Origin of the sequence: Neobacillus sp. NPDC058068, assembly GCF_042885335.1 — a bacterium.
GTDB lineage: Bacteria > Bacillota > Bacilli > Bacillales > Cytobacillaceae > Neobacillus.
The window spans coordinates 110,611-135,064 of record NZ_JBHVSI010000012.1; the positions used below are offsets into that span (position 1 = coordinate 110,611).

A 24,454-nucleotide genomic window follows, 5' to 3' on the forward strand; every position below is an offset into this window, starting at 1 on the left:
CACTACCGCAAATTGTCGAATTCTCCTCAACACAATTCGGTTAGTGACGGTGGCACTTTTATTAAGAAAATATTTTCTAAGGAGTGGTAGAAATGGCACGTGTTTTATTTATTAATGCCGGATCAGAAGGACATGTCAATCCGACTATTGGTGTTGTCCAAGAGCTTATTTCGCGTGGTGAAGAGGTAGTGTACTTTACAATCGAAGATTTTCGAGAGCGGATTGAGAAGACGGGTGCAACGGTAAGAACCTTTGATGTCCAAAAATTTTTAAAAGCGTTTATCTCAGGCGGGAGAAATAATTTACTCGAAAGAATCAACGGTCTTTTGCATACGGCAGATATTATGATACCTAGCGTTCTAGAGCAAATTGAAGGAGAGCATTTTGATTACATCATCCACGATTCCATGTTTGGCTGCGGCCGTTTACTTGCCCAAATGCTTAAGCTTCCTGTCATTAATTCGTGTACTTCTTTTGCACAGACTAAAAGCTCATTCGATAACATGTTCGAACAGCCTTCTAAAAAAATTCCTGCAGAAACATTCGTTGAATACCAAAGGCTGACAGCAAGGGTGAAGGAAAAATATGGCGTCGAGATCCGTTCCTCTTACGAAGTCTTTTGTAATCCTGCACCGCTTACAATCGTTTATACAACGAGAGAGTTTCAACCTTTTGGAGAAGCATTCGACCAAACCTATAAATTTGTAGGTCCATCGATCTCTTCACGATTAACGCAAGAAAACTTCGATCTTACGGCAATCCAAGGGAAAAGCCCAATTTATATTTCACTCGGTACGGTATTTAACCAAGCAATTAATTTTTATAAGCTTTGTTTCGAGGCACTTGGGAACACAGAACATACCGTGGTCATGTCTATTGGGGAAAAAGTTCAACTTTCTGATTTGGGAGAGATACCAAAAAACTTCATTGTAAAAAATTATGTCCCGCAAACAGAGGTGCTAAAATTCACAAAATTATTTATTACACATGGCGGGATGAACAGTGTCCATGAAGGTCTCTATTATGGGGTTCCGCTAATTGTTATCCCGCAAAGCGCGGACCAGCCGGTCATTGCCGGACAGGTTGCCACTATCGGGGCAGGTATTCAATTACAAATGGAGAGCTTGACGGCAAATCAGCTGAGTGAAGCAGCAGATCATGTGTTAAACCAACCGTCTTTTCATAAAGCGGTTGCAAATATTCGGGAATCCTTTCAAATATCGGGTGGATATCAACGAGCGGGTGATGAGATTTTCAAATTTAAAAGTCAATTTGGTATCTAAAAATAAAAATTCACTTAACTTATTTAAATAGACTCTTTAAAAACGTATATGGAACAACAGCATTTGAATATATTTCATATGTAAATTGAGGAGGAATTGATGATGCAAAAATCCTGTGTGATTTTCTTTGAAAGAAAATTTCCAAGTGCAAACATGATCCTTATTAAAGATCAGCTCCCAATTCTTATTGATACTGGTTTTGGGAGCGATACGAAAGAGACAGAACAATTAATGAAAGAAGCAGGCGTTTCGCCAGAAGAATTACACCTCATTGTAAACACGCACTATCATAGTGACCATGTAGGAGGCAATTTTTATCTTCAAAAAAATTATGGGGTAACGATTGCAGCTCATAAATGGGAAGCTGAGTTAATTAATTCTTGTGACCTTGAAGCCTGTAGTGCGGAATGGTTAGATCAGCCTGTTGAACCATATCGAGTCGATACAAAGCTCTCAGATAACGATGAAATTCATACAGGAAGCAGGACGTTGAAAGTCTTGCACACACCGGGACATACGTTAGGGCATATTTCTTTATATGATCCTGAAGAAGAGGTGTTAATTTGCGGGGATCTCTTTCACAAAAATGATATCGGATGGTTAAATATCTTTCGAGAGGGTGTTTCATCTATCCAACGATCGATGGAAAGTTTGGATTGGCTGTCAATGCTCCAGATCAAGCAGGCATATTCAGGACATGGACCTCAAATAGAGAATCCTAGTGCTTCCATTGATGCAGCAAGGAAACGGTTTGAAAAGTGGCTCAGGGCACCAGAAAAAGTTTCATGGCATGCCTGCAAGAGGATTTTCTCATTCACCTTAATCATGAAAAACGGATTGGCAAAGGAAGAAATCGATCACTACCTACTAAAGTGTGGCTGGTTCCAAGATTTTGCACGCTACTCCTTCCAGCTTCAGCCAGCAGAATTTATTCAAGTCCTGATTGATGAAATGATTCGTTCCGGAGCAGCAATCTGGCACAATAATCATTTAATCGCTGCCGCCCCATACCAAGCACCACAAGAGAAATGGATGAAAAAGAACATAAAGCCGAAAGATTGGAAATCACAAGATATTCTCATATAAAAAAGAGGTGGGAAGTGAATGGAAAACTGTTTAATCCCGCTTGGTAGTAATAGTCTCTTTTTTTGCTAATGGAGAAAGATAGTTGATTACTGATGTAAATTATTGTAATATTCAGATTGCTATTAACCATTCAGAATAAACCTGTGGGAGGGAGATTTATATGCCATTAAAAGTAGGAGATATCATTACGTTTGAACGGACTTTTACAGTAAGGGATGTTGAATTATTTACAGAGATTTCACGTGATGAAGGAATTCATCATATAACCCCGGATGAACAGGGCAGACTTGTAGTTCAAGGGTTATTAACAGCAACCCTGCCAACAAAAGTAGGCGGAGATCATAACGTACTCGCTCGTAATATGAATTTTGAGTTTTTAAGACCTGTGTTTACGGGGGATACAATAAATTGTGAGGTTAAAATTGAAAAATACGAAAGGCAGGAAAATAATAGAACAGCTATCATGGCAACCTTTTTATGTAAAAATCAAAATGAAAAAGAAGTATTAAGAGGGGATTTTTCAGGTGTAATACTTTAAATTCCTTTCATTTGCTGTAGCACATCCTTTATCCAATCCAGTTATCAAATCGGTATGTATGTGAAGGCATAAAAAAAAGGAAACGGTTTTTATCTTTGTTATTAAGTAGAAGTGCCTGGCACATCCGCAATTTATTCGGGTGGTGACAGGCATCGCAAATCGCAAATCAATGATGAAAACTGATATCACAGTTCGAGTCATGTGGTATTGGTTTTTCCAATGAATCAAGAATTGAGACGGACTGCATAAGGTTGTTCAAGAACAATTGTGCCAAGTTCATGGAAAATCCATTTCGAACCACAACACGCATAACCGTTACATTTTCCATATCTGGAGGTAAGGAATATGCCGGAACTTGCCAGCCAAATGTGCGCAATTGATGGGACAAGTTGTAGAGGTTCCAGTTTGCTGTATATCCTTCTTTCAGGCGAAACGTAATTACCGGAATATCCGAGCCGTCTGTAAATAGTTCAATTGGTTTCATGTCTTGAATCGCCTTGCCAAGGAAACGGGCCACTGTTTTACAAGTTCTTTGTACCTGGTAGTATCCGGCTTTGCCTAACCGGAGAAAGTTGTAATATTGCAGGAGAATTTGTGAGCTGGGGCGGGAGAAACTTAAGCCCAACGTGGGCATGTTCCCGCCTAAATAGGCCACATGAAAGATGAGATCCTCTGGGAGATCTTCAGCCTCACGCCAAATGATCCATCCAATTCCCGGGTATACTAATCCGTATTTATGTCCGGAAACATTGATGGATTTCACCCTGGTCAACTGAAAATCCCAAATTAAGTCCGGCTGGAGGAAAGGGGCTATAAATCCTCCTGAAGCAGCGTCTACATGTATCGGAATATCGAGGCCTATTCTGGATTGGAGGCCGTCCAAGGCTTTCGCGATTTTCTCAACCGGTTCATAAAGGCCTGTATAAGTCAAACCAAGAGTCGGCACCACACCGATTGTGTTTTCATCAATGGCAGCAAGCACGCCCTCGGGATCCATATAGGGATGTTCTGGGGTAATGTTCACATAACGCGGTTCAACATCCCAATAGTTCGCGAATTTTTTCCAAACGATTTGTACAGCGGAACTAAATATGATATTTGGCCGATCAATCGGCTTCCCTTGTCTCTTACGCGCGTTTTGCCAGCGCCGCTTTAATGCAAGCCCCCCGAGCATGCATGCTTCTGATGATCCCGTTGTCGAAACACCCATCGTATTTTGCGGGCGGGGTGAATGCCATAGATCAGCTAAAATTCGTATACAACGATCCTCTATCGCGGCCGTCTGCGGGTAATCGCACTTATCAATCAAATTCTTGTTGAATGATTCCGAATATAAGCGATTTGCGGTAGGTTCCATCCATGTGGTAACGAATGTTGCAAGATTGAGATTGGCATTGCCATCAAGAGCAATTTCATCGTGGATTTTTTGGTACGCAGTTTCAGGTACCATGCCTTGGTCGGGCATACGAAAAGGCGGAACAGACCCTTCCCCATTACGAATGAATAGAGGATTAATAGAAAATTCGTGTGGCAATATTTTTCGTGAGCGGCGCGGGGACCATTTTGCGCAGTTTCTTCTTGCTGCTGACTCATGAGGATTGAAATAAGGATCATAGAATGGTTTCCATAGGGTTCCTGCCCTTAGTATCTCTCTGGATAGTGAATGTGTAAGGTTTGTCTGCTGATATCCCATATATAAATTATGTGGAAAGGAGTATGCTTCAAGTTTTATTGGTGGGTAAGGATTAAAAGGGCTAAAATAGGGTCGGAATTTTTTCAATCAATGACCCTCCTTTTTCAACAATTAGTTAATTAGTATGAGGAACTTCCTTAATCTAGAAGGTTTACCATTAATTTATCATGGCTGTTGATAAAAAATCGTTGTTTTTTGAAATCCAGTTTATTATCCTGTAATATTAGATAAATCAAATGGTGCTGGATCATTGGACAGGCACTAATTTTGTTTTGGAGGCCAATTGTGGAGAATAACGATATATTAATTCGATTGAGATATGCGCTGGAAATAAAAAATAAAGAAATGGCAGAGATATTTAGACTTGGCGGCGAGGAAGTAACCGTACCAGAAGTGATCAAGCTTCTTACAAAATCAGATGATGAAAGCAACGAACAAATCAAATGTAATAACAGTATGTTAGATTCCTTTTTAAATGGGTTTATTATTAATAAAAGAGGTAAACAGGAGCCAAAATCTGGACAGCCTGATCCATCTGAACCGTTTAAAAAGAATAGTGCAAACGTTAATAATCTGTTGTTAAAGAAAGTAAAAATAGCCTTATCATTAACTACTGAGGATATGTTGGATATATTTCAAAAGGCGGGAATCACGGTTACAAAAGGAGAACTCGGCGCTTTATTAAGAAAAGAAGGGCATAAGAATTATAAAGAGTGCGGCGATAAATACGCGAGGAATTTCTTAAAAGGGCTGGCAATTAAATATAGAGAATAAGACTCGTAGTGCTATTCTAGTTGGGTAGGGGTGGCGAGTTTTCTATTAGTAAAAATTTATTATTTCACTGTTAACGCTAAAAAAAGGGAAAACCCTATTCAGATGCTGAATTGGATTTTCCCTCTTTTATTTACGGTTTAACAACGTCAACATCGCTTTTCTTTACAAACCCAACACGATGATTGAAAGTGATTTGGTAGTATTCTTCTTTGCCCTTCACGACTTTGTTCGTGGAGGGATCATTGAAATATTTGGCATGATAGTAGTCGGATTGGATTGGTCCTGTGGCCACATACATTTGTCCTTTTGGCAGTTGATATAAAACCTCCGTTTTTCCTTTTGCTGAGTCTGCAATTCCTGTGCCGTTATAGGCGGAATCTTCCGGGTAGGCTCCGCCGTAAACAGGAACAGAGGAAAGCCCGTCTTTCGGTGTAATCACGATTCCTTTTCCTGGTACGGTGTTTTTGTTTTTAGGATTGTGAAACCAAGCCTTTTGCCCGGCGAAGTAGATAGCGGTCCAATCTCCTTTTTTATCTGCTTGAACATAACTTTGCCCCATAGTGGCTTTGTTTCCCCAATCACTGAGATTCTTTGTTCCCGGTGCGCCGTTTTTTTGAAGAACAGGGTCGCTGATGAACGGTGCATTAAAATCAGGCTCTTTATATAACTGAACGAAACTGGAAGATTGTGCTTCAAGTTCTTTGCCGCCATAAGAATAACTTATTTTATTGGTGTTATAATTCGGACGTATTGTGACAATCGAGCTATTTTTTTCACCATTGCTTGGATTGATGGATACTCCAAGCAGGTTAAAGAAATGCGACCAGTCCCAGTATGCGCCCGGATCCCAATGCATGCTGGCATGTTTGGCAACTGTCAGTCCCGGGATTTCCTCATGCCCGATAATATGCTGCCTGTCTAATGGAATGTTGTATGTTTCAGATAAGTATTTTACAAGTTTGGCAGTTGAACGGTACATTTGCTCGCTGTACCAATCCGTTCCTTGCACTGCAAACCCTTCATGTTCAATCCCTATCGAGTGCATATTAAAATACCAGTTTCCTGCATGCCATGGAATATTATTGGGGCGAACCATTTCTGTGACCTTCCCTTTTGCAGAGTCAATGATGTAATGGGCACTTACAGAGGAATTTGCTAGAAAGGTATTAATGGCCGACTGTGCACTCCCCTCAATATCATGGATCACGATATACTTAATATCAAGCCCATCTTGAGGGCGGTTGGCAATGTCGTAATTCCCGTAATTCGTTGTGCTGCTCGAAAACTGTTTATATGCAGCTGGAATATACGTACATTCCAGTCCATTCGGACAATCCGCATTGTTGAATTTCGCATTTCGTAATGGAATCTTTTTGGCTGTGTCTTTATTAGGAACAATATTTTCCGCTTTTAAAGTGAGTTTTTCTCCGTTAAGCGTTGCTTTTTCTGCCCCGCTTTGGATGATTCCGTATACTTCATCTGCAAAATCTGTTGCTGATTCCGCAATATCTGAACCGCTGTATTTTACAACGGCTCCATACCAATCACCAGGATTCGCTGGAAGTTCGTCTGTCGTTTGTTTGGCATATTCAGAAAGCAAGGCTGCACCGCCGCGAATGTTTTGTTCCGGGTCATTCTTTAACAAACCTGGATCCACATTAAGAAGCTGGGCTGCCTGATCAAGCGTGTTTAGAGACTGATCTTCCGGTGGGGAGGATGCATCCTGTACTGTTTCATCCCCTTTGCCATTTAAGTCTTGATCCAGATGAACCAAATTCATGACCCCATATCCGCCTATTTCGTTATGTCCCTCGTGCTGCACCCAGCGCGATTGATTGTAGGATACAGCCATCAGGACACTGACGGGAACGCCGAATTCTTTTGCAGCATTTTCAAATAATTGCTGTGAAACTTCCGTATTTCCGACTGATTCCGCATAGGACTTCACCTCGTTTTTCGAAAAATAAGAGGGGGCGACCAGTAAAGAAGCAGTGAGTACAGAAGCAAATAACACTTTTGAAACCTTTTTCACTTGAAAAACCATTGTAAAACCTCCTTTTATCAGAATAATTATAAAATTCATCCTATGGAGGAGACTTTCCTTCATGCGAGTTGCAAAATGATTCAAAATGCACAAGAAGAAAACCCTGGTTGGAAAGATTGTAGGTAGATATAACGAAGAATGCTAGGCTAATAGTTTGATTGATGTGCGTTGAAGTAATGCTATTAGAAGCCAACCAAATTGACATCCTATAGCAGATTTTGTATATTAAGTGGCGAAGATGATGATTGGAGTGGATCGTTTGATTTCAAACTCTGAATTACAAAATTTGGATCTTATCGACCTATTAAGCGAGCGTCATAGTTTGGTTCGAAAAATCTCAGAGAAAGCATGGAACAATCAAAGTGAGATTTATATTTCAAATTCTGAATGGTATATCATGGCCAGAATTTATAAAAAACAGCCTAGCATTTCGTATGTGACAAAAAATGTAGAAATTTCTCGTCAGGCGATACATAAGTTTATCAAAAATCTCTCCGAAAAAGGATTAGTTGAAATCAAAAATGTAGAAAACAACAAGAAAGAGAAGTGTATCCAATTAACCGCTTTGGGAGAAGAATGCTACATAAAAAACGAGGCTCTTAAAGGTCAACTAGAGAATAAAATTGCTGAAAAAATAGGTGCTGAGCAAGTAAATATTCTTAAAGAGCTATTAAAATTAGATTGGAAAATATGAAATCTGCGTCTGCAGAAAGCAACTAAAAACCCACGCTTTATTCATCTAGATGACGAAGCGTGGGTTTTTCTTTCTGTTCAGATGGTCAACCTGGTTGATCATTTAGTAATTTTGTTTATGAAGCCTTTATCAACCTTATTACCATTTCATTTATCTCTTCAAAAGTAGTGTTCAATGATATAGCTAATTCCTTAAATAGGATATTTTGTGTATTATTCAAAAGTTTACGGTCTTGTTCGTAAACTTTTTTTTCATGAAAATCAGCTTCGATTTTTTTCTGTATCAGAGTATTTACAACTGTAGCAATTTCTTTTCGATTACCTGTATTTATAATATCAGAATATAACCTGAAACGTATATTTGGATTATCAACCCATTTTATCCCTGGATATTTAAAAGATTAAAGGATTTTATTGGCCTCTTCTTGATGGATAAGTTCAAGCATAACCACTTTATCATTATTAACAGGAATACTTATGGTTAATTGATGATTATTATCCATAGGGTGTAATACATAATAGGTTCTTGTAATACCAGAAACAGTTTTGTCGCAAATATCATCAATTTTGCAAATACCATGTGCGGAATAAATGACCAAATCTCCAATATTAAACATTTGTTCACTCCCAATATATCTCAGCAATTATGTTAATAATAACTCACTAAAAAAAAATTGTCAACTAAGTTGACGTTCCGAATTTTTTTTTGATATAGTTAACAAATCGTTTAGTATCCGGGGGTGTACTACGGAATTGGATCATTGCTGATAATCGAAATCACGATATATCTATTTCAGCAGAAAAGCAACAAAGGGGTAAACGAAATTTTAATTGAGGGAGTTTTAATAAGTGAATCAACAAATGAATACAGCACGGAAGCAAATCAACACAGGTCAGAATCAACAAAGTAATAAAGCACAGAATCAACAATTCAAAACAGGACCGATTATGGCTGCACTTTTTGTAGCAGGATTTGTCGGACTTTTTAGTGAAACGGCATTAAATATTGCCTTAGGAGATTTAAGTCAAATATTTGGCGTTAATGCAACGACGATCGGATGGTTAGCGACTGGCTATTTCTTAACATTAGGTATTTTAGTGCCGGTAACAGGCATATTGATGCAGAAGTTTACAACAAGACAAATGTTTTTGACTTCTATATCACTATCACTTATCGGGACCATAATAGCCGCAGTTGCACCTGTATTTAGTCTTTTATTGGTGGCACGTGTAATCCAAGCAGCGGGATTAGCCATTGCCTTACCTTTAACGCAAAATGTTATTTTCACCATCTTCCCTCCAAATAAACGAGGTGCCGCGATGGGAGTTATGGGCTTAGTTATGTTAGCTGGACCAGCATTAGGTCCAACCATTGCAGGACTTATTTTAGATACATTATCCTGGCATTGGATTTTCTGGGTTACAGTACCTTTCTTACTGTTTTCTCTACTTTTTGGGATTAAGTATTTACCGAATGTGAATGAGGTTCGTAAGGTGACGATTGATGCAGTATCAGTTATTCTTTCGACGATTGGATTCGGCGGGGTTGTTTACGGATTTAGTGTATCTGGGGATGCCGGTTGGACGAGTGCACCTGTTCTTGGATCCATTATCGTTGGATTTGCAGCACTCATTCTTTTTGCCATTCGTCAAACGAAAATGGAAACGCCTATGCTGAATTTAAGAGCATTTAAAACCCCGCTTTTCGTTATTGGAGTAATATCAAGTTTTATCACGTTCTTTAATATGTTGTCGATGCTTGTTATTTTACCGATGTATATGCAAATGGCTTTATTAATTGCTGCATTTACAACAGGTCTTGTCCTGTTGCCAGGAAGTCTGCTTAACTGTATATTAGCTCCAACCATTGGTAGTTTATTTGATAAATATGGTCCGAAAGCGGTTATTACACCGGGAACCATTTTAGTAGCGATTGGTTATGCATTGTATTCACAATTTGGAACAGACACGGCTTTATGGATGATTGTGGTAACACATATTGTCATGATGTTAGGTATCGGGGCGGTGCTTGCTTCTGTACAAACAAACACGTTAAATTCGCTTCCAAAACAATACTATCCAGATGGAATCGCTATTACTCAAACGGTTCAACAAGTAGCTGGTGCTATTGGTATTGCAGTAATTGTTGCGCTTTTATCAGCTAAACAAACTAGTTACCTAGCAACTACTGCAAATGACCTGCCACAAGCAACTGCAGCTGGATCATCACTCGTCTTTACGATCAGTTTAGGATTAGCGGTGGTTAATGTCATACTGTCTTTATTCATGAAAAAACCTAATGCTAAATAATATAAAGGCAGAAGCTTAATATTATGCCTTATCTTTTAGTAGGGTGTAGTATTTATAACCACTTTCAAATCATGTTAGAAGGAGAGCATGGCAGATGAATCACTATAAAAGTATTCTAGTAGCTGTAGACGGTTCAAAAGAAGCGGAATACGCATTTCGCAAATCAATTGATGTTGCAAAACGTAACAAAAATTCTATATTAACCATCGTAAATGTAATCAATACTCGTTCATTCGAAGCCTATGACCGCTCAGTTGTTGACCGTGCACAGCAGGCATCAGAGGAGCTGTTAAATGGCTATAAGTCAGAAGCTGTGGCTGAAGGTATTAAAAATGTAAAGGTAGTAATTGAATATGGTTCTCCAAAAATTATTATTACTGGACAGATCGCTAACTCCGTCAAGGCGGATTTAATTATGTGTGGTGCAACGGGGCTAAATGCTGTTGAACGGTTCTTGACTGGTTCCGTTTCTGAAGCAATCGTACGGTCAGCTAACTGTGATGTTTTAGTGATTCGCAGACCTGTTTTACATGCTGTTAAATGAGAAGTATACTTTAATTTTTAGAAAATAACTTTTTGAAAAAGTGCATTGAAAAAAGGTAAAAATGGGCATCTACTTAAAATTGTAGATGTCTTTTTTATAATATACCCCTTAGGGCTCCAGCAATGAAATTATCCAGATATTATGACTGGTGAATTAGGGTTATTTGATTATGTAAACTGATTGTGGTATACTATTTAAAGATTAATGCTTAGTTATTCGGTTTTTTAGTTTAAATTATCCTCCAGTTTACCCTTTGCTACCTGAAATTTGCGGTTTATTCTCTCCGAAAAGTATAACCTAGATCTGATTGAAACGATCGAATGATTCTATAGCAGTGATGAAGAATCAAAAAAAGATCCTAATTACTACATATTGATACTTTTCAATTTTGTTGAATTATTTTATCAATATTGTGTTTTTATAAATAGTAAAACTATATGTGAAATTATTCACAAAAGAAAGGAATGATTGAATGAGAACTGGTCAAGAAGCAGATCTCAAAGCAAAAGAAGAGATGCAGGATGATTATTCATACGATAGGGTACCAACAGAAAAAAGGAATATGGGCTGGTTTAGTATTACAAATATTACGTTTGGAATTGCAACGGCTATTTTTTACTTTCAAATGGGAAGTGTAATGGCACTACAATTCGGAGCTGTTAACGCAATCATTTCAGCTATTTATGCAATCATTGTTGCTGGGATTCTTGGAACAATCATTGCCTATTTGTCGGCTAAATCTGGTATGAATGTAAATTTATTATCTAGAGGAGGATTTGGATATATAGGCGCTTCATTAACCTCGTTCATTTATGCATCAAACTTTATCATGTATTGTGCATTTGAAGGCATGATATTAGTTGCTGCAATACATGCATTTTTCCCCATCATACCAGTATGGCTTTTAATCATCGTCTTTGGTTCAATTGTTATACCTTTAAATTGGTTTGGTATAAAACAATTAGATAAATTGCAAAAATGGTCATTGCCAATATTCGGTGTTTTTTTAATCACCACTATTATAGTCGCATTCAATAAAACTTCCATTTACGAAGGAAGCTTTTGGACATATATGCCTGAGGGAGTCCAAGCTGGCGGGACAGCCTTGCTGCTCTGTATAGGGATGCAGCACGGTATAATGGGTTTAACAGCCCTTCTAGCTTCAGATTATGCACGTTTCCTTAAACCTAAGGATATCAAATTAGGATCATTCATGATTGGATTTGTCCCGCAGATTTTCTGCTTTGGGGTCATGGGCGGTCTTGGTATATGGTTTGGTGTTCGTTTAGGAGAATCCAACCCGGGTGTTTATATTGTCTCACTCCTTGGCCTCGGTGGCGTTCTGTTTACCTTGTTAACTCAAATAAGAATTAATATTACCAATATATATAGTGCCTCACTATCGCTTTCTAATTTTTTTGAGAATGTGTTTAAATTTAAACCTGGCAGACGATTTTGGATTGTTATGGCGGGGGTAATATCCATGGCCTTGATGCTTGGCGGGATACTGGATCATTTAGATACTGCTATGACGTTCCAAGGGGTGTTTCTTTTGACTTGGGCTGGAATTTTGGTTACTGATGCCTTAGTAGTGAAAAAAATATTCAAGATTGGTCCTGGTTATTATGAGGCAAGGCAGGAGAATTTGTATAAATGGAATCCTGTTGGCGTTGTGCCATTAATTGTAGCAAGTGTTTTAGGGACAATCGCTGCATTAGGATATATGGGTACGTTCTTACAAAGTACGGCTGCCTTTTTTGCAGCAATTCTTGCTTCTATCCTTACTGTAGTTTTCGCTGTTTTAACAAAAGGAAAGTACTACTGTATGTGTAAAGCTGAGAATATACCGGAAGAAGAATACATCGCATCATAGGTCTTTTGGAAAAACCCAACTTTGATTGCATTTCAAAGTTGGGTCTTTATTTTTTTGATGGTTTATTATGATATATAAAGAGGAAAACAAGAGCCCGAACCGAAAATCTAATTTCCTTTTAACCGTCCGTTAGGGGATTGTTTTTCTTTTTCATTAACCTAATCACATGATCTTTGGGATTCCAGCAATTGAATTTATAGTTTGTTTTTGTTTCATAACCTAACCGGCTGCAATAGTATTTCATTCTTTCTGCTTTTTTCTCTACTTTAATATGCCTGCATGTCGCACAGCAATGGAAATCTTTCATATTTAGATGCTCCTCTTTCTTAATGCCTTTGTTTCACAATATGGATTTCAACAAAAATATTCAAATCACCTTTAAGAGTGAAAAATAAAAAATTTTCTTTCACTTCGAGGTTTCTCAATTAAGCTGTCATTGTGTTACAATTTTAGCCAGGACAGCCTGATACATCAGAGCCATCTTTTAAGAAAAGCGAAAAGTTTAATAATCTCCTATTAAAAAAAGTAAACAAAAACATGGATAACGCATTAATAGATCAACAGGTGATGACATGATACATACCTACTCAGGTACGACAATACGTTTTGAGATAAAATACAAGAACCGAACCACCATAGGAATTTCGATAGACAGCTATGGAAATATCGAAGTCCAGGCTCCGAAAGGGACACCTGATGGAAGAGTGCTTCAGTTATTAGAGGAAAAATGGGATCTTATTCAGCAAAAAGTAAAAGAAATGAAGGATAGGCTGCAAGGATCACAGGAAAAGGTCTATGAGCATGGTGAAAGTTTTCTTTATTTAGGAAACACCTATCCTATAAAGATTTCCCAAGACATAAAGATTACGAAAGACTATGTAGTGTTTGAGGGGGAACAGCTGCATATATTTGTGAAGCAGCTGGATGATGAAAAAATAAAACAAGCTTTAAAACGATTTTATTACCAGCAATGTAAGGCTTTTGTGGAAAAGAGTATCTCATTCTATCAAAGCAATTTTAAAACCAAACCACGTGCTATTCATATCTCGGATAGCAAAACTACGTGGGGAACCTGTGATTCTAAACTACAGTTAACATTTAATTGGAGGCTGGCCATGGCACCACAGGAAGTGATTGATTACGTAGTCGTCCATGAAATGTGCCATATGGTCCATCTAAATCACGACCGTTCCTTCTGGCGACTAGTGGGAAAAATAATGCCCGATTATAAGGAAAAGGAAAACTGGCTGGCATTATCAAACTGGAAAATGACTGTTTAGCAGCCCGCTGGTATCGAGAATATAATTTATTGGATTTTATCAAAGCGACTATTTTTAAAAAGCCGAAAATATATAAGGGTTTATTCACCTCTATATATTTTCCGGCTTATTTATTTAAGAGAAAACATTCCTAAAACTAGCATTTTTACTATCTTTTCAAATGGCTATTTTCTGATTAGGCTGTATAAAGAGGCTCCAACTAAGTCACCAGCTTCTTTCAGACGCTCAAGACTGATATTAAGCTCGATCTTGTCAAGCGGTGTATGATAATATGGCTCTAGGTTCGCTGTTCCCGGCTCACGACGGATAAAATTAACAGCCGGGATCCCTGCATCATGGAATGAAGCGTGATCAGAAGATCCGCGTTGGTATAACACCAATTGAGATGGTGTACCGATTCTTGCTGCTGTCGCCCGTGCAGTATCTGTCACAATGTTTGCCTTCCCATCTAGCGTATTCATATAAATCGCTGTGGCATTTTCCCATGAAGTTCCAACCATATCCATATTGAAATTCGCGATGCTGCGTCCGACTTCATCCTTACTTAACTGACTAACATAAAATTCCGAACCGACTAAGCCAATCTCTTCTGCTCCAACAAAAGCAAACCGTAATTCCTTATCAATTGGATAACTCTTTAAAACATTGGCCAATTCCAAAGCAACAGCGGTTCCTGAAGCATTATCATTTGCTCCTGCCGCAAACGGAACACTATCAATATGGGCAGATACGTGTACTATGTCATGGTTTTTTCCTTGTTTAGGGGCTCTGGTCGCTATAATGTTTTGTGATTTCGCATTTGCAATCCGGGTCACATTCAGCGTCACCGTTTTACCTGGTGCCACCACGTCCTGTAGTAATGCTTCACCACTCACTTTAGTTATACCGCCTACTGGTACATTTACATTGCCTCCAATGGAAGGATTCAATGGACCTGTCTGATTGATATTATCATAAATTAACACTGCGATAGCCCCTGCCGCAACTGCGTTGTCTACTTTCTCTTTAAAAGTTAATTCTCCTCTTGAGATAAGGGCAATCTTACCCGCTGCTTCTGCAGTAAAATCTGTTACTTTTCCCAATCCGGCATTGAAAAGTTTAGCAGTAACGCCCTCATTCGTTGTAGCCTCAGATCCAGGAGGGATATTAACCAGCACTTCATTATGATCACTTGTATGTAAATGGCCAATCATTTTGTCTGGAACGCTGAATTCTTGCGTCTCTACCTTATAGCCAAGAGATAAAAGGCGTTCTTTAATGAATTTGGCTGCCAGCTCTTCCCCCTCAGTTCCGGTAACACGTGGACCAATAGTTTCGGATAAAAAGTGAATATCCTTATAAATTCGTTCGGCACTGACTCTTGCAATTACCTTCTGGTCAAAAGCCTTTACACTAGGGTTAACACTATTCTGTGCCGCAGCTTCCACCTGAGTACCGAAATTCACAGGAGAAAAATACAAACCTGAAGTTACTAGTATAGTAGATAGCATAATGGAAGAGCGTTTTTTTCCTTTTTTCAAAATGATTACCTCCTTGAGTTTGAATTCCTCATATGTATTCGCTTACGCTATGTGTATTCCTTTCGTTTTTTTGGAAATTGAATCTATTAAACTATTCGGTAGGTTAAATTGAAGTAATATTTGGTACTTAAGGTCCGGTGATTTTTGAAGTTGAAGTAATAATTGCACAGGTCTTTAGGCTGTGGGATTGTTAAACTGGGAGATAATTGGGATTTTCGCTCCTTTTCCTATAATTAATTCATAAAAAGTCGATTCTTTATGAGATATTTCTACATAAAATTACAATTATATTACATTACCGACAGATTCATTGTTTTTAGTCAATTTAGACTATAAACTATTAATATATGAGGAAACCGAATAATAGATAGGGAATAAGAGGAGATTTTGTTATGATAAAAAAACTAATTAAATTTACGGTATCGGCTGCCGTACTTGCCACTATGGTTCAAGCAACACCTACTTTTGCAAGTCCAGTAGTTCCACCAGTAACACAAGGACAAATTGATGAGACACAAGGACAAATCAATAACTTTGAAACAAAGATTCAACAATTAGATGACCGAATCTCTATATCAATTGAGAAAAGTGAAAAACTGAATAATCAAATTAAAACGCAACAAGGGAAAATTGAAGAAACAGAAGCTGAAATTGAAACAGCTAAAAAGTCATTAGGCACTCACAAAAAAGTCTATTCTGAACGATTAAAAAGTATTCAGTTAGAGGGAAAACAGTCAATTGCTACATACGCTGAACTTTTGCTTTCTTCTAAGAATATTTCTGAGCTTTTAACACGTTTCACAGCGATTTCTCAAATCATGGAAAGTGACACAGACTTACTAAATGGCTTAAATGAAAAGGAACAAGCGTTAAAGGCTGCAGAGGAAAAATTACAAAATGAAGTCGACAAATTAAAAAAGAGCAAAGATGAATTAGCGGTTGAACAAAAACAGATCGAAGCAGATAAAAATGAAATTGCAAAAGAATTAGCAGATGCAAAAAACATCTTACAAAACCAACAGGATCAACTGGCGCAGCAACAAGAGGAAGAGCGGCAGGCTGAAATCGCCCGACAACTTGCGGAGCAAGAGAAACAGGCTCGACAGCTTGCGGAGCAGCAAGTCCGATTAGCTCAACCACAGTCCAAGCCGCAAGCTAAAGTTAACAAAGCTTCAAATTCAACACCATCGGCTGGAGTAGCTAATTCAACTACTTCTAACGCTACTGCGAGTGCGGTTATTGCGGAAGCTAAAAAATATTTGGGAGTTCCTTACGTTTGGGGCGGGACAACGCCAAGTGGATTTGATTGTTCGGGATTTACTTCGTATGTGTATCGTTCAGTTGGAATTAATCTTCCGAGAGTGTCACGTGATCAGCAAAATGTTGGAACAAGAATTTCTCCAAGTCAAGTACAGCCAGGAGATTTAGTGTTCAGGGGTTCTCCTGCCTATCATGTCGGCATTTATATCGGTAACGGTCAATATATCCATGCCCCACAAACGGGTGATGTAGTGAAAATTGCTCCTTATAATCCGTCTAAATTTACTAGTGCTGCTAGAGTATTGCCTTAAGGATGGCAATTTTTTGAAGTGTTAACTTGAATAGTGATTGAACATACAGAAGAGCTGTTGCTATCGACAGCTCTTCATTTTTTTATAATTTACTAGGGCTTTATGTCGAAAAATCATGAGGCGTTCATGAGGACAAAAACCGAGCGGTTCATAAAGCCCGTTTTGATGGAATCAGAGCCGAAACGGTTTATAAGAGCGGTTCATACAGCCTGTTTTGATGGAATCAGAGTCGAAACGGTTTATAAGAGCGGTTCATACAGCTCGTTTAGAAGGAGACCAAGTCGAAACGGTTCATAAGAGAACGTCTAAAAGTTTGTAATAAAATCATTCACACAAAATAATTTACATTCCCGGTATAAGCTACCGAAACTGAGAAGTTCATTCAAGTTCGGTCGCTTAAAAGGGGTATAAGCGACCGAAACCGAGAAGTTCATCCAAGTTCGGTAGCTTAAAAGGGGTATAAGCGACCGAAACCGAGAAGTTCATCCAAGTGCGGTAGCTTATAAGGGATATAAGCTACCGAAATCGAGAAGTTCATCCAAGTTCGGTAGCATATAAGGGGTATAAGCTACCGAAATCGAGAAGTTCGTTCAAGTTCGGTAGCTAATAAGGGTTTAAGCTACCATAATGACGGCATTCGCGACGATTTTTGCTCTTGTCCCCCTGGCGACGTTAACTTCAGAATCATTAGGGTTAACCTCAGAACTTTAATAGGGTTCTCGCTATACAAAAGGTAGAAACGAAGAGATGTAGTTTGTTTTAAGGCGCCTATTTGGTGCCTGTTTTTTTTATTAATAGGACAAGGTAAATCTTGGCACGAAATTACATAAATATTAATAAACTGGAGTGGACTATTCAAATAATTGGAGGTGTTTTTTATGGTTTGTAACAAATGTGGTAAGCAGCTTGCGGACAATGCAAAATTCTGCGACGGATGTGGTGCAGCATCAAACAACGACCCGCCGACGGAGAATCAAGCCCCGGCTGCGAAAAATGAGGACCAGGATAATAAGGTGATTTTCGTGCTCTCGTATCTAGGAATCTTATTTTTCTTGCCGCTTGTTGCTTGCCCTAATTCTAAGGTTGGACGCTTTCATGCAAACCAAAGTCTTGTCCTGTTAATTACTGCAGTTGGCGGGCAAATTGTGCTGTCCATCATATCAGCCATTTTGTGGCAATTGTGGATAGTAATGTCTTTAGTTTCTTCATTATGGGGTCTAGCATTATTCGCTTTGATGATTATCGGGATGGTGAATGCCTATAAGGGGGAACAAAAACCGCTGCCAATTATCGGGAATATCTCGATTTTAAAGTAAATGAATTTGTCCAGTATGAATGCCTGCATTTGATAAAATAAAATGGTAATTACAGCAGCCGCCATGGGTAATCATGGCGGCTGCTAAACTTAATTGGACGGATTCTCTTCCCTTAAACAATTGTACGTTTCAATCACAAAATCTTTGAAGGGGGTAGGCGGGAGAGAAGCAAAATTTTCCACTGCATTTTTTGCGAATTGAAGTGCTTCCTCCTCCATGCCAAGCTCTTGATAGCAAAGAGCTTTATACGAATCCATTATATACAATAAGGTCAAATCAAACGGGTGATGGGCCCAGGAAGGGATTTCAACCTTGTCGAGAAAAAGCAGCGCCTCTTTATAAGACCTTAGGCCGTACAAGGCTTTTCCTTTTTCGAGAAAATACCAAATCCCATAGAATTCCCCTAATTTCGGATCTGATAAATACTGTTCAATTATTTCAAGTGCTTGGAGATAATCGTGTTGATCCGCAATAAGTGACATGACTCGGAACAGATCATGAAAGCGGATGGACTGGGTATCGTCAGCAAAATCTCCATATTGCTTTAACTTCAAGGAATAATAACCTTTTTTTTCATCATCAAGAGCCATCATTGCCTGGACAGTAGCAAGTCTATATAGATCATCAATCCGGTAAAAAATCCGGTGTTCTTTTGAAAACTCGATGGCACTTTCCATCACTCTTGTGGCCGAAGCAGAATCACCCACTGCAAAATATAATATCGCTTCATTATAGTCCAGATCAACGCGTGTCATTGGGTCGATATAAGCATGGTTTGACTTGATTTCGGCGCGTTCATTTAGGAATATTTTTAACGATTCACCATAATTATGTTCAACGAATTTCACCATCGCCAGGAAGATGCCGATGCCGGCACGGCGAGCCGTCAAATTCATCTCATCGTACATCTTTGCAGCACGCACAGACAGTTCCTGCCATCCATCCAGATTCTCATTGAAAAGACAACGGCAATAAATATCTAACAGCCTTGCTGACTCATATCCATGGGAGAGGTTTTTGATAAACGGCTCAATCAGAACAATAACCTGCTTATATTTATCGGTTACTTTTCCTGATTCAGTATTATAAAGCTTTTCTGCCTGTTCAAGAATCTCCCTAAGTTCCTGTGTATTAGTTTCTTCTAAGAGTTCTGTTACTTCCACTTCTAGTCGCTCCGCGATATAGGATAAGCTCTCCATTGACGGATTGGCTTTATTATTTTCAATCAAGCTGAGCATGCCTTTTGTAAGACCTTCACCTGCAAGCCCCTCAAGCGTCATCTTTTTCTGTTTTCTTAATTTTCGTATCCGTTCACCTAACATCGACCAAAGCACACTCCTAAAATTAATTAGTTTAATTATATTAAACTTTTTCTTGTAATGGAAGAGCAGTGCATGATATAATTTGTTTAATTAAATTAAACTTTCGAGGCGGGGGATTTTTATGAACGACAGCATTAGGCTAAAAAAAGCAACGTATCATCTATGGACGTTTACAACCAGTAAATTGATTTCTTCCTTTGGGGCACAAGTATATTCTTTTGCCATCAGCTTTTATATTTTACAGATGACTGGTTCTGCGACGAGTTTTGCCGCGAATCTGATCTGCAATATCTTGCCACGGACCCTTGCCGCTCCGTTTGCTGGTTACATTGTCGATAAATATTCACGGAAAAAAATTGTCATTACTGCGCAAATTACCACCACTTTGGCAATTGCCGGATTGCTGGCCGTCTGTTTGAATTGGGGGCTATCTTTAACCGCCATTTATATCACTTCCTGTATTTTGTCCCTTACATCAATGTTTACAGGTGTTGCCTTCTCCTCGTCTATTACCGGGCTAGTTGACGAAGAACGAATTCAAAAAGCGATGTCATTAAATCAAATGTCGATTTCATTTGCGGCCATCGGGAGTCCGGCGATTGGCGGGCTATTGTACGGGGCTGTTTCGATGCCGACATTCCTCATTTTGTATATGGCCGCATCCAGTACAGCCGTCATTCTTGAGTCAACGATGAATTTCCGACTGTTCTCAAACCGGGAAAGTGCGGAAGCGGTGGAAGTCAAGGAATCTATGTGGCAAAGTATAAAGGCAGGAATAACCTATTTGAAAAAGCAGCAATTGCTGATGACGATTATCTGGATTTCACTGTTAGTGAATTTCCTCTTTGGTGCTTACCAAGTGGGCTATTCATTTATCCTCATCGAAAAGCTGAAAATTGCCTCACAGCATTTTGGTTTTACAGAAGGGGCTTTTGCAGTTGGGATGCTGCTGTTATCGATTTATTTTTCTGTAGGGAAGGAAGTAAAGTATCCGCTTCTTGTCTCTAAAAGGGGAATCATCGGAATGGGCGCTATCATGGCAGCAATTGTTTTGCCGTTATTGATGAAGATGCCCTATGGCTATATTCTAGCCTATTATATAGTCCTTCAGCTTGGCTTAGGGGCAATGATGACAATCACCAATACACCAATCATGGTCATCATGCAGAAGCAAATCGATGATCAATTTAAAGGGCGGGTTTTTTCCATACTTGAAACGATGGCGATGGCATTGATGCCTTTAGGAATGGTCCTATACGGCTTCATGTATGATGTATTTCCGGCACAGTGGGTCATGGTCGTTTCGGCTGTCCTTTTTGTCGGTGTCACACTTGTCCTGGCAAGACCATCGGTGATACGAATGCTGCACCCGGAGCTAAGTGCAGGCAAAGGACTAAAAGCTGGAAAAGTTCCTTCAAGTATCTAGATAAAATCACTTGGATATCCGGGAACGAAATGGAGAACCTAAGTTAAAAAAGGTGGTTCTTCCAAATGAGTTTTACTATGTTTAACGGAAAGCAGAAAGAAGAAAAGGAAACCCTTGAAGAAATTCTTGAGAGTTCAATTGAAATCGAAGAAGATTTAATGCGCGCCTATCTGATTACCGCAGAGCGGATTCACGATGATCATGAACTGAAGGAACGCCTAGAAAACTTTGCTGAAGGAAATGCGAAAAGAACCAAACAGCTGATAGATGAGCTGAATGAAAGTAAAGAGCAATAAATTGAAGAAGCTGTGTGGATGGAGATCCCACAGCTTTTATTATTGGTAGTTCAAGTTCCAAAGGTGTATGGTAAAGATGGAATAATTGCGAAAAGAAATGGGGTTTTTCAATGATTAGATTTGGGGTTATCGGACTTGGGGATATTGCGCAAAAGGCCTATCTGCCTGTCTACAGCAGTATGAAGGATGTTGAATTTCATTTTTATACAAGAAATCAAGAAAAGCTTAGGATAATCGGCGGGCAATACCGTTTTGAGCATCTTCATTCTGATCTAGAGTCATTGCTCGATAGCGGCATTGTAGGTGCTTTCGTCCATTCGACCACAGCTTCGCATGAGGAAATTGTAGAGCGGCTCCTGAACCGTGGTATTCATGTGTTTGTCGATAAGCCGATTACTGACCATTTTGAGAGTGCGAAAAGACTTGTCGAACTTGCAGAAGAGAAAGGTCTTATTCTGATGACTGGTTTTAATCGCAGGTATGCACCTTCTTACCTGAAACTAAAGAAAGTCGCCAATCCAAATATGGTGATTGTCCAGAAAAACCGCAAAGGCCTCCCTGGTGAGCCAAGGAGCTTTATTTTTGATGATTTTATTCATGTTGTAGATACGATGAGGTATTTATTTCCGTACCCAATCGAAGAGCTTCTTGTGAACGGCCGTATGGAGGGTGAAACACTTTATCACGTGGTCATTCAGTTTATTTCTAAAGGGGCAACAGCAGTCGGGATTATGAATCGTGATAATGGGACGAACGAAGAAGTTGCCCAGGTCATGGGTCCTCTGGAGAAAAGAACCGTTTCTAATGTCTCCCAGCTGATGATATCAAAAGACATGGAAAATATCGAGGTCCGGGGCAGTGACTGGGAATCAACCTTAAGGAAACGTGGCTTTGAGCAAATGGTTACGGATTTCATTCAAGCTGTTCAAACAAATAGCTTGCCGATGATCACAGCTGCGGGTGCATTAGAGACCCATGAAATCTGCGAAAAAATCATAGCAAAATTGAATGAGAAAAACTAATTTTGTCTTAGTTGAATATGTAAAAGTAAGGAGTGGGTCGCGGCCGGTCCATAAAATGCTAATAAAAAAGGTGCCTGTCTCCATCATTTCGCTGGAGACAGGCACCTTTTTTATTTCTTACCGAACACCCTTCATGAAGCCTTGAATCTTCGGTGATAACATAAATAGCAAAATACCAAGCGCGATGGAGGCGCCGCCGATTACACCAAAATAAGTCATTTCAGTTTCAGGTTTGTAAAATCTAACGAGTTGTGCATTGAGCCCTTGTGCAGCAGCATTTGATAAGAACCATAAGCTCATCGTTTGTGCTGAGAAGGCAGCAGGCGCTAATTTTGTAGTCGCTGATAAACCTACAGGTGATAATAGTAATTCCCCGAATACACAAATTAAATAACTAAGTACAAGCCATAAAGGATTTACTAAAGAACTTGCCCCGCCAAGGTAAGCTGGCAGTAAAATCACTAAGAATGATACCCCTGAGAAAAGCAGAGCGTACGAAAATTTTTGCGGAATCGTTGGCTGGCGTTTCCCTAATTTTACCCATAACCAGGCAAATATTGGTGCAAAAATGATAATAAATAATGGGTTTAATGATTGGAACCAGGCAGGTGAAATATGGATTCCTGCAAAATCTAATTGAGTACGTTCATCCGCATAGTTGGCAAGAATAGTTGAACCTTGCTCTTGAATAGACCAAAACATTACCGATGCAATAAATAGTGGTATATAAGCAATAATACGAGAACGTTCGACAGCTGTTGTTTTCGAGCTTTTGTACATGACAACGAAATAAATAAATGGAATCAAAAATCCAAGTATTGTAACTAGATTTATAAATCCTTTAAATGTCAGAAGTCCATTTGGGATTAAAATAGCACATATAATAGCAATAATCACTACACCTATGCCAAAAATAGTAAAGATTTTCTTCTTTTCAGATGGTGTCATTGGATTTGCAATTATTGTACCAGCAAGGCCAAGGTTTTTCTTCTTTGTTAATACAAACATTACTAGTCCCAAGAACATACCGACAGCGGCAATACCAAAACCAATGTGGAAGCTATAGTCCATTACTGCTCCAACAATTAGTGGAGAGATAAATGCACCCATGTTAATCCCCATAACAAAAATGGTAAAACCGGCGTCACGACGATTGTCTTGTTCACTGTACAGTTCACCGACAACGCTAGAAACGTTTGGCTTAAGCAATCCTGTACCAAGGACAATCAATACCATGGATACGAAGAACATGCTGACACTGCCAGGAATGGCGAGGACAATGTGTCCAAACATAATCAATACTCCGCCGTAAAACACTGCCTTCGATGTACCGAAAACTCGGTCAGCTAACCAGCCGCCAATGATTCCGGACATATAAACAAGTGATCCGTAAATGGACATGATGGAAAGCGCAAGGGTTTTATCCAGCCCCAAGCCGCCTTTAGAAACTTCGTAATACATATAGAATACAAGAATGGCCCGCATTCCATAATAGGAAAAACGCTCCCAGAACTCTGTAAAGAAAAGTGTGAACAATCCTTTTGGGTGTCCAAAAAATCCTGATTGAGGGACACTATCCACAATTTTCTGCCTATTTATATTTGACATATTCCAACCTCCTCTTATTATTTTATAATACTTTTAAGGGTTTTGAATTGTCAAAACTAATTTTTTGGCAAATTAGAGTTAAGCGCTTACAAACGTTGATTTTACTAGGGTTTTGGAGAAATTATTAAAAAAAAGAAAGTTTTTTTGAAATAGTAAATTAATTCCAAAATGGCTAATTATTCGGTCTAAATAGATAAATAGAATTAGTAATATGTAAAATAATAGAATGTTTTCGGGAACAGAAAAAGCCCTTCG

General features: G+C 39.0%; 23 protein-coding genes. 15 read left to right on the forward strand and 8 right to left on the reverse strand.

Annotation, left to right across the window (positions count from 1 at the left end; genetic code table 11):
- Positions 1 to 92 precede the first annotated feature (92 nt).
- The 3 genes from ACFVSW_RS15405 (at position 93) to ACFVSW_RS15415 (ending at position 2,907) form a co-directional block, all read left to right on the forward strand.
- Positions 93 to 1,283, forward strand: coding sequence for a macrolide family glycosyltransferase (locus tag ACFVSW_RS15405; protein ID WP_387317549.1), 1,191 nt, complete (start codon positions 93 to 95; stop codon positions 1,281 to 1,283).
- 102 nt (positions 1,284 to 1,385) lie between these two features.
- Positions 1,386 to 2,369 (forward strand): MBL fold metallo-hydrolase, encoded by a 984-nt coding sequence (locus tag ACFVSW_RS15410; RefSeq protein ID WP_387317550.1) that lies wholly within the window; start codon positions 1,386 to 1,388, stop codon positions 2,367 to 2,369.
- A gap of 160 nt (positions 2,370 to 2,529) precedes the next feature.
- Positions 2,530 to 2,907, forward strand: coding sequence for a hotdog domain-containing protein (locus ACFVSW_RS15415; RefSeq protein WP_387317551.1), 378 nt, complete (start codon positions 2,530 to 2,532; stop codon positions 2,905 to 2,907).
- Positions 2,908 to 3,073: 166 nt separating this feature from the next.
- On the opposite strand, the gene gad is transcribed toward ACFVSW_RS15415, so the two are convergent.
- The gene (gad, locus tag ACFVSW_RS15420; RefSeq protein WP_387317552.1) at positions 3,074 to 4,687 is read right to left on the reverse strand and encodes a glutamate decarboxylase; all 1,614 of its coding nucleotides are present in this window, start codon (positions 4,685 to 4,687) and stop codon (positions 3,074 to 3,076) included.
- 198 nt (positions 4,688 to 4,885) lie between these two features.
- Between gad and ACFVSW_RS15425 the strand changes: the two genes are divergently transcribed.
- Positions 4,886 to 5,374, forward strand: a complete 489-nt coding sequence (locus ACFVSW_RS15425) for a YehS family protein (RefSeq protein WP_387317553.1) — start codon at positions 4,886 to 4,888, stop codon at positions 5,372 to 5,374.
- Positions 5,375 to 5,504: 130 nt separating this feature from the next.
- Here the strand turns inward: ACFVSW_RS15425 and ACFVSW_RS15430 are convergent, their stop codons facing one another.
- Positions 5,505 to 7,418 carry an N-acetylmuramoyl-L-alanine amidase gene (locus ACFVSW_RS15430; protein ID WP_387317554.1) on the reverse strand — a complete coding sequence of 638 codons (1,914 nt, stop codon included), beginning with the start codon at positions 7,416 to 7,418 and terminating at the stop codon, positions 5,505 to 5,507.
- A gap of 241 nt (positions 7,419 to 7,659) precedes the next feature.
- Between ACFVSW_RS15430 and ACFVSW_RS15435 the strand changes: the two genes are divergently transcribed.
- Positions 7,660 to 8,112, forward strand: coding sequence for a MarR family winged helix-turn-helix transcriptional regulator (locus ACFVSW_RS15435; protein WP_387317555.1), 453 nt, complete (start codon positions 7,660 to 7,662; stop codon positions 8,110 to 8,112).
- Positions 8,113 to 8,227: 115 nt separating this feature from the next.
- Here the strand turns inward: ACFVSW_RS15435 and ACFVSW_RS15440 are convergent, their stop codons facing one another.
- Both ACFVSW_RS15440 and ACFVSW_RS15445 read right to left on the reverse strand, forming a co-directional pair.
- Positions 8,228 to 8,494, reverse strand: a complete 267-nt coding sequence (locus ACFVSW_RS15440) for a hypothetical protein (protein WP_387317630.1) — start codon at positions 8,492 to 8,494, stop codon at positions 8,228 to 8,230.
- An 18-nt stretch (positions 8,495 to 8,512) separates the two neighbouring features.
- Entirely contained in the window at positions 8,513 to 8,728 is a 216-nt protein-coding gene (locus ACFVSW_RS15445; RefSeq protein ID WP_387317556.1) for a CarD family transcriptional regulator, read from the reverse strand.
- 244 nt (positions 8,729 to 8,972) lie between these two features.
- Here ACFVSW_RS15445 and ACFVSW_RS15450 point away from each other — a divergent pair, with 244 nt between their 5' ends.
- From ACFVSW_RS15450 to ACFVSW_RS15460, 3 genes are all read left to right on the forward strand, one after another.
- Positions 8,973 to 10,421 (forward strand): DHA2 family efflux MFS transporter permease subunit, encoded by a 1,449-nt coding sequence (locus ACFVSW_RS15450; RefSeq protein WP_387317631.1) that lies wholly within the window; start codon positions 8,973 to 8,975, stop codon positions 10,419 to 10,421.
- 94 nt (positions 10,422 to 10,515) lie between these two features.
- Positions 10,516 to 10,965: a universal stress protein gene (locus tag ACFVSW_RS15455; protein ID WP_387317557.1), complete on the forward strand. Its 450-nt coding sequence runs from the start codon at positions 10,516 to 10,518 to the stop codon at positions 10,963 to 10,965.
- A gap of 472 nt (positions 10,966 to 11,437) precedes the next feature.
- Positions 11,438 to 12,838: a purine-cytosine permease family protein gene (locus ACFVSW_RS15460; RefSeq protein ID WP_387317558.1), complete on the forward strand. Its 1,401-nt coding sequence runs from the start codon at positions 11,438 to 11,440 to the stop codon at positions 12,836 to 12,838.
- A gap of 118 nt (positions 12,839 to 12,956) precedes the next feature.
- Here the strand turns inward: ACFVSW_RS15460 and ACFVSW_RS15465 are convergent, their stop codons facing one another.
- On the reverse strand, positions 12,957 to 13,145 hold the full coding sequence (locus tag ACFVSW_RS15465) for a hypothetical protein (protein ID WP_387317559.1): 189 nt from the start codon (positions 13,143 to 13,145) through the stop codon (positions 12,957 to 12,959).
- A 265-nt stretch (positions 13,146 to 13,410) separates the two neighbouring features.
- Here ACFVSW_RS15465 and ACFVSW_RS15470 point away from each other — a divergent pair, with 265 nt between their 5' ends.
- A complete protein-coding gene (locus ACFVSW_RS15470) occupies positions 13,411 to 14,118 on the forward strand; it encodes a M48 family metallopeptidase (protein ID WP_387317560.1) in 708 nt (235 codons plus the stop codon).
- A 164-nt stretch (positions 14,119 to 14,282) separates the two neighbouring features.
- Here the strand turns inward: ACFVSW_RS15470 and ACFVSW_RS15475 are convergent, their stop codons facing one another.
- On the reverse strand, positions 14,283 to 15,638 hold the full coding sequence (locus tag ACFVSW_RS15475) for a DUF4910 domain-containing protein (protein ID WP_387317561.1): 1,356 nt from the start codon (positions 15,636 to 15,638) through the stop codon (positions 14,283 to 14,285).
- A gap of 392 nt (positions 15,639 to 16,030) precedes the next feature.
- On the opposite strand from ACFVSW_RS15475, the gene ACFVSW_RS15480 reads away from it, so the two are divergent.
- From ACFVSW_RS15480 to ACFVSW_RS15490, 3 genes are all read left to right on the forward strand, one after another.
- Positions 16,031 to 17,209, forward strand: coding sequence for a C40 family peptidase (locus ACFVSW_RS15480; protein WP_387317562.1), 1,179 nt, complete (start codon positions 16,031 to 16,033; stop codon positions 17,207 to 17,209).
- 126 nt (positions 17,210 to 17,335) lie between these two features.
- The gene (locus ACFVSW_RS15485; protein WP_387317563.1) at positions 17,336 to 17,506 is read left to right on the forward strand and encodes a hypothetical protein; all 171 of its coding nucleotides are present in this window, start codon (positions 17,336 to 17,338) and stop codon (positions 17,504 to 17,506) included.
- 581 nt (positions 17,507 to 18,087) lie between these two features.
- The gene (locus ACFVSW_RS15490; RefSeq protein WP_387317564.1) at positions 18,088 to 18,525 is read left to right on the forward strand and encodes a zinc-ribbon domain-containing protein; all 438 of its coding nucleotides are present in this window, start codon (positions 18,088 to 18,090) and stop codon (positions 18,523 to 18,525) included.
- An 89-nt stretch (positions 18,526 to 18,614) separates the two neighbouring features.
- Here ACFVSW_RS15490 and ACFVSW_RS15495 read toward each other — a convergent pair whose 3' ends face one another.
- Positions 18,615 to 19,847 (reverse strand): helix-turn-helix domain-containing protein, encoded by a 1,233-nt coding sequence (locus tag ACFVSW_RS15495; RefSeq protein WP_387317565.1) that lies wholly within the window; start codon positions 19,845 to 19,847, stop codon positions 18,615 to 18,617.
- A 121-nt stretch (positions 19,848 to 19,968) separates the two neighbouring features.
- Here ACFVSW_RS15495 and ACFVSW_RS15500 point away from each other — a divergent pair, with 121 nt between their 5' ends.
- From ACFVSW_RS15500 to ACFVSW_RS15510, 3 genes are all read left to right on the forward strand, one after another.
- Positions 19,969 to 21,273, forward strand: coding sequence for an MFS transporter (locus ACFVSW_RS15500; protein WP_387317566.1), 1,305 nt, complete (start codon positions 19,969 to 19,971; stop codon positions 21,271 to 21,273).
- A gap of 65 nt (positions 21,274 to 21,338) precedes the next feature.
- The gene (locus ACFVSW_RS15505; protein WP_387317567.1) at positions 21,339 to 21,569 is read left to right on the forward strand and encodes a hypothetical protein; all 231 of its coding nucleotides are present in this window, start codon (positions 21,339 to 21,341) and stop codon (positions 21,567 to 21,569) included.
- Positions 21,570 to 21,679: 110 nt separating this feature from the next.
- Positions 21,680 to 22,591, forward strand: coding sequence for a Gfo/Idh/MocA family protein (locus ACFVSW_RS15510; RefSeq protein WP_387317568.1), 912 nt, complete (start codon positions 21,680 to 21,682; stop codon positions 22,589 to 22,591).
- A gap of 117 nt (positions 22,592 to 22,708) precedes the next feature.
- Here the strand turns inward: ACFVSW_RS15510 and ACFVSW_RS15515 are convergent, their stop codons facing one another.
- On the reverse strand, positions 22,709 to 24,199 hold the full coding sequence (locus tag ACFVSW_RS15515) for a peptide MFS transporter (RefSeq protein WP_387317569.1): 1,491 nt from the start codon (positions 24,197 to 24,199) through the stop codon (positions 22,709 to 22,711).
- Between the last annotated feature and the right edge of the window lie 255 nt (positions 24,200 to 24,454).

Coding starts and splice junctions, on each gene's coding strand:
- ACFVSW_RS15445 (WP_387317556.1), bottom strand. CDS start 8,728: ATGTTTAATATTGGAGATTTGGTCATTTATTCCGCACATGGTATTTGC.
- ACFVSW_RS15485 (WP_387317563.1), top strand. CDS start 17,336: ATGAGGACAAAAACCGAGCGGTTCATAAAGCCCGTTTTGATGGAATCA.
- ACFVSW_RS15455 (WP_387317557.1), top strand. CDS start 10,516: ATGAATCACTATAAAAGTATTCTAGTAGCTGTAGACGGTTCAAAAGAA.
- ACFVSW_RS15510 (WP_387317568.1), top strand. CDS start 21,680: ATGATTAGATTTGGGGTTATCGGACTTGGGGATATTGCGCAAAAGGCC.
- ACFVSW_RS15490 (WP_387317564.1), top strand. CDS start 18,088: ATGGTTTGTAACAAATGTGGTAAGCAGCTTGCGGACAATGCAAAATTC.
- ACFVSW_RS15460 (WP_387317558.1), top strand. CDS start 11,438: ATGAGAACTGGTCAAGAAGCAGATCTCAAAGCAAAAGAAGAGATGCAG.
- ACFVSW_RS15415 (WP_387317551.1), top strand. CDS start 2,530: ATGCCATTAAAAGTAGGAGATATCATTACGTTTGAACGGACTTTTACA.
- ACFVSW_RS15480 (WP_387317562.1), top strand. CDS start 16,031: ATGATAAAAAAACTAATTAAATTTACGGTATCGGCTGCCGTACTTGCC.
- ACFVSW_RS15465 (WP_387317559.1), bottom strand. CDS start 13,145: ATGAAAGATTTCCATTGCTGTGCGACATGCAGGCATATTAAAGTAGAG.
- ACFVSW_RS15495 (WP_387317565.1), bottom strand. CDS start 19,847: ATGTTAGGTGAACGGATACGAAAATTAAGAAAACAGAAAAAGATGACG.
- ACFVSW_RS15450 (WP_387317631.1), top strand. CDS start 8,973: ATGAATACAGCACGGAAGCAAATCAACACAGGTCAGAATCAACAAAGT.
- ACFVSW_RS15430 (WP_387317554.1), bottom strand. CDS start 7,418: ATGGTTTTTCAAGTGAAAAAGGTTTCAAAAGTGTTATTTGCTTCTGTA.
- ACFVSW_RS15470 (WP_387317560.1), top strand. CDS start 13,411: ATGATACATACCTACTCAGGTACGACAATACGTTTTGAGATAAAATAC.
- ACFVSW_RS15500 (WP_387317566.1), top strand. CDS start 19,969: ATGAACGACAGCATTAGGCTAAAAAAAGCAACGTATCATCTATGGACG.
- ACFVSW_RS15515 (WP_387317569.1), bottom strand. CDS start 24,199: ATGTCAAATATAAATAGGCAGAAAATTGTGGATAGTGTCCCTCAATCA.
- ACFVSW_RS15410 (WP_387317550.1), top strand. CDS start 1,386: ATGCAAAAATCCTGTGTGATTTTCTTTGAAAGAAAATTTCCAAGTGCA.
- ACFVSW_RS15405 (WP_387317549.1), top strand. CDS start 93: ATGGCACGTGTTTTATTTATTAATGCCGGATCAGAAGGACATGTCAAT.
- ACFVSW_RS15505 (WP_387317567.1), top strand. CDS start 21,339: ATGAGTTTTACTATGTTTAACGGAAAGCAGAAAGAAGAAAAGGAAACC.
- ACFVSW_RS15435 (WP_387317555.1), top strand. CDS start 7,660: ATGATTGGAGTGGATCGTTTGATTTCAAACTCTGAATTACAAAATTTG.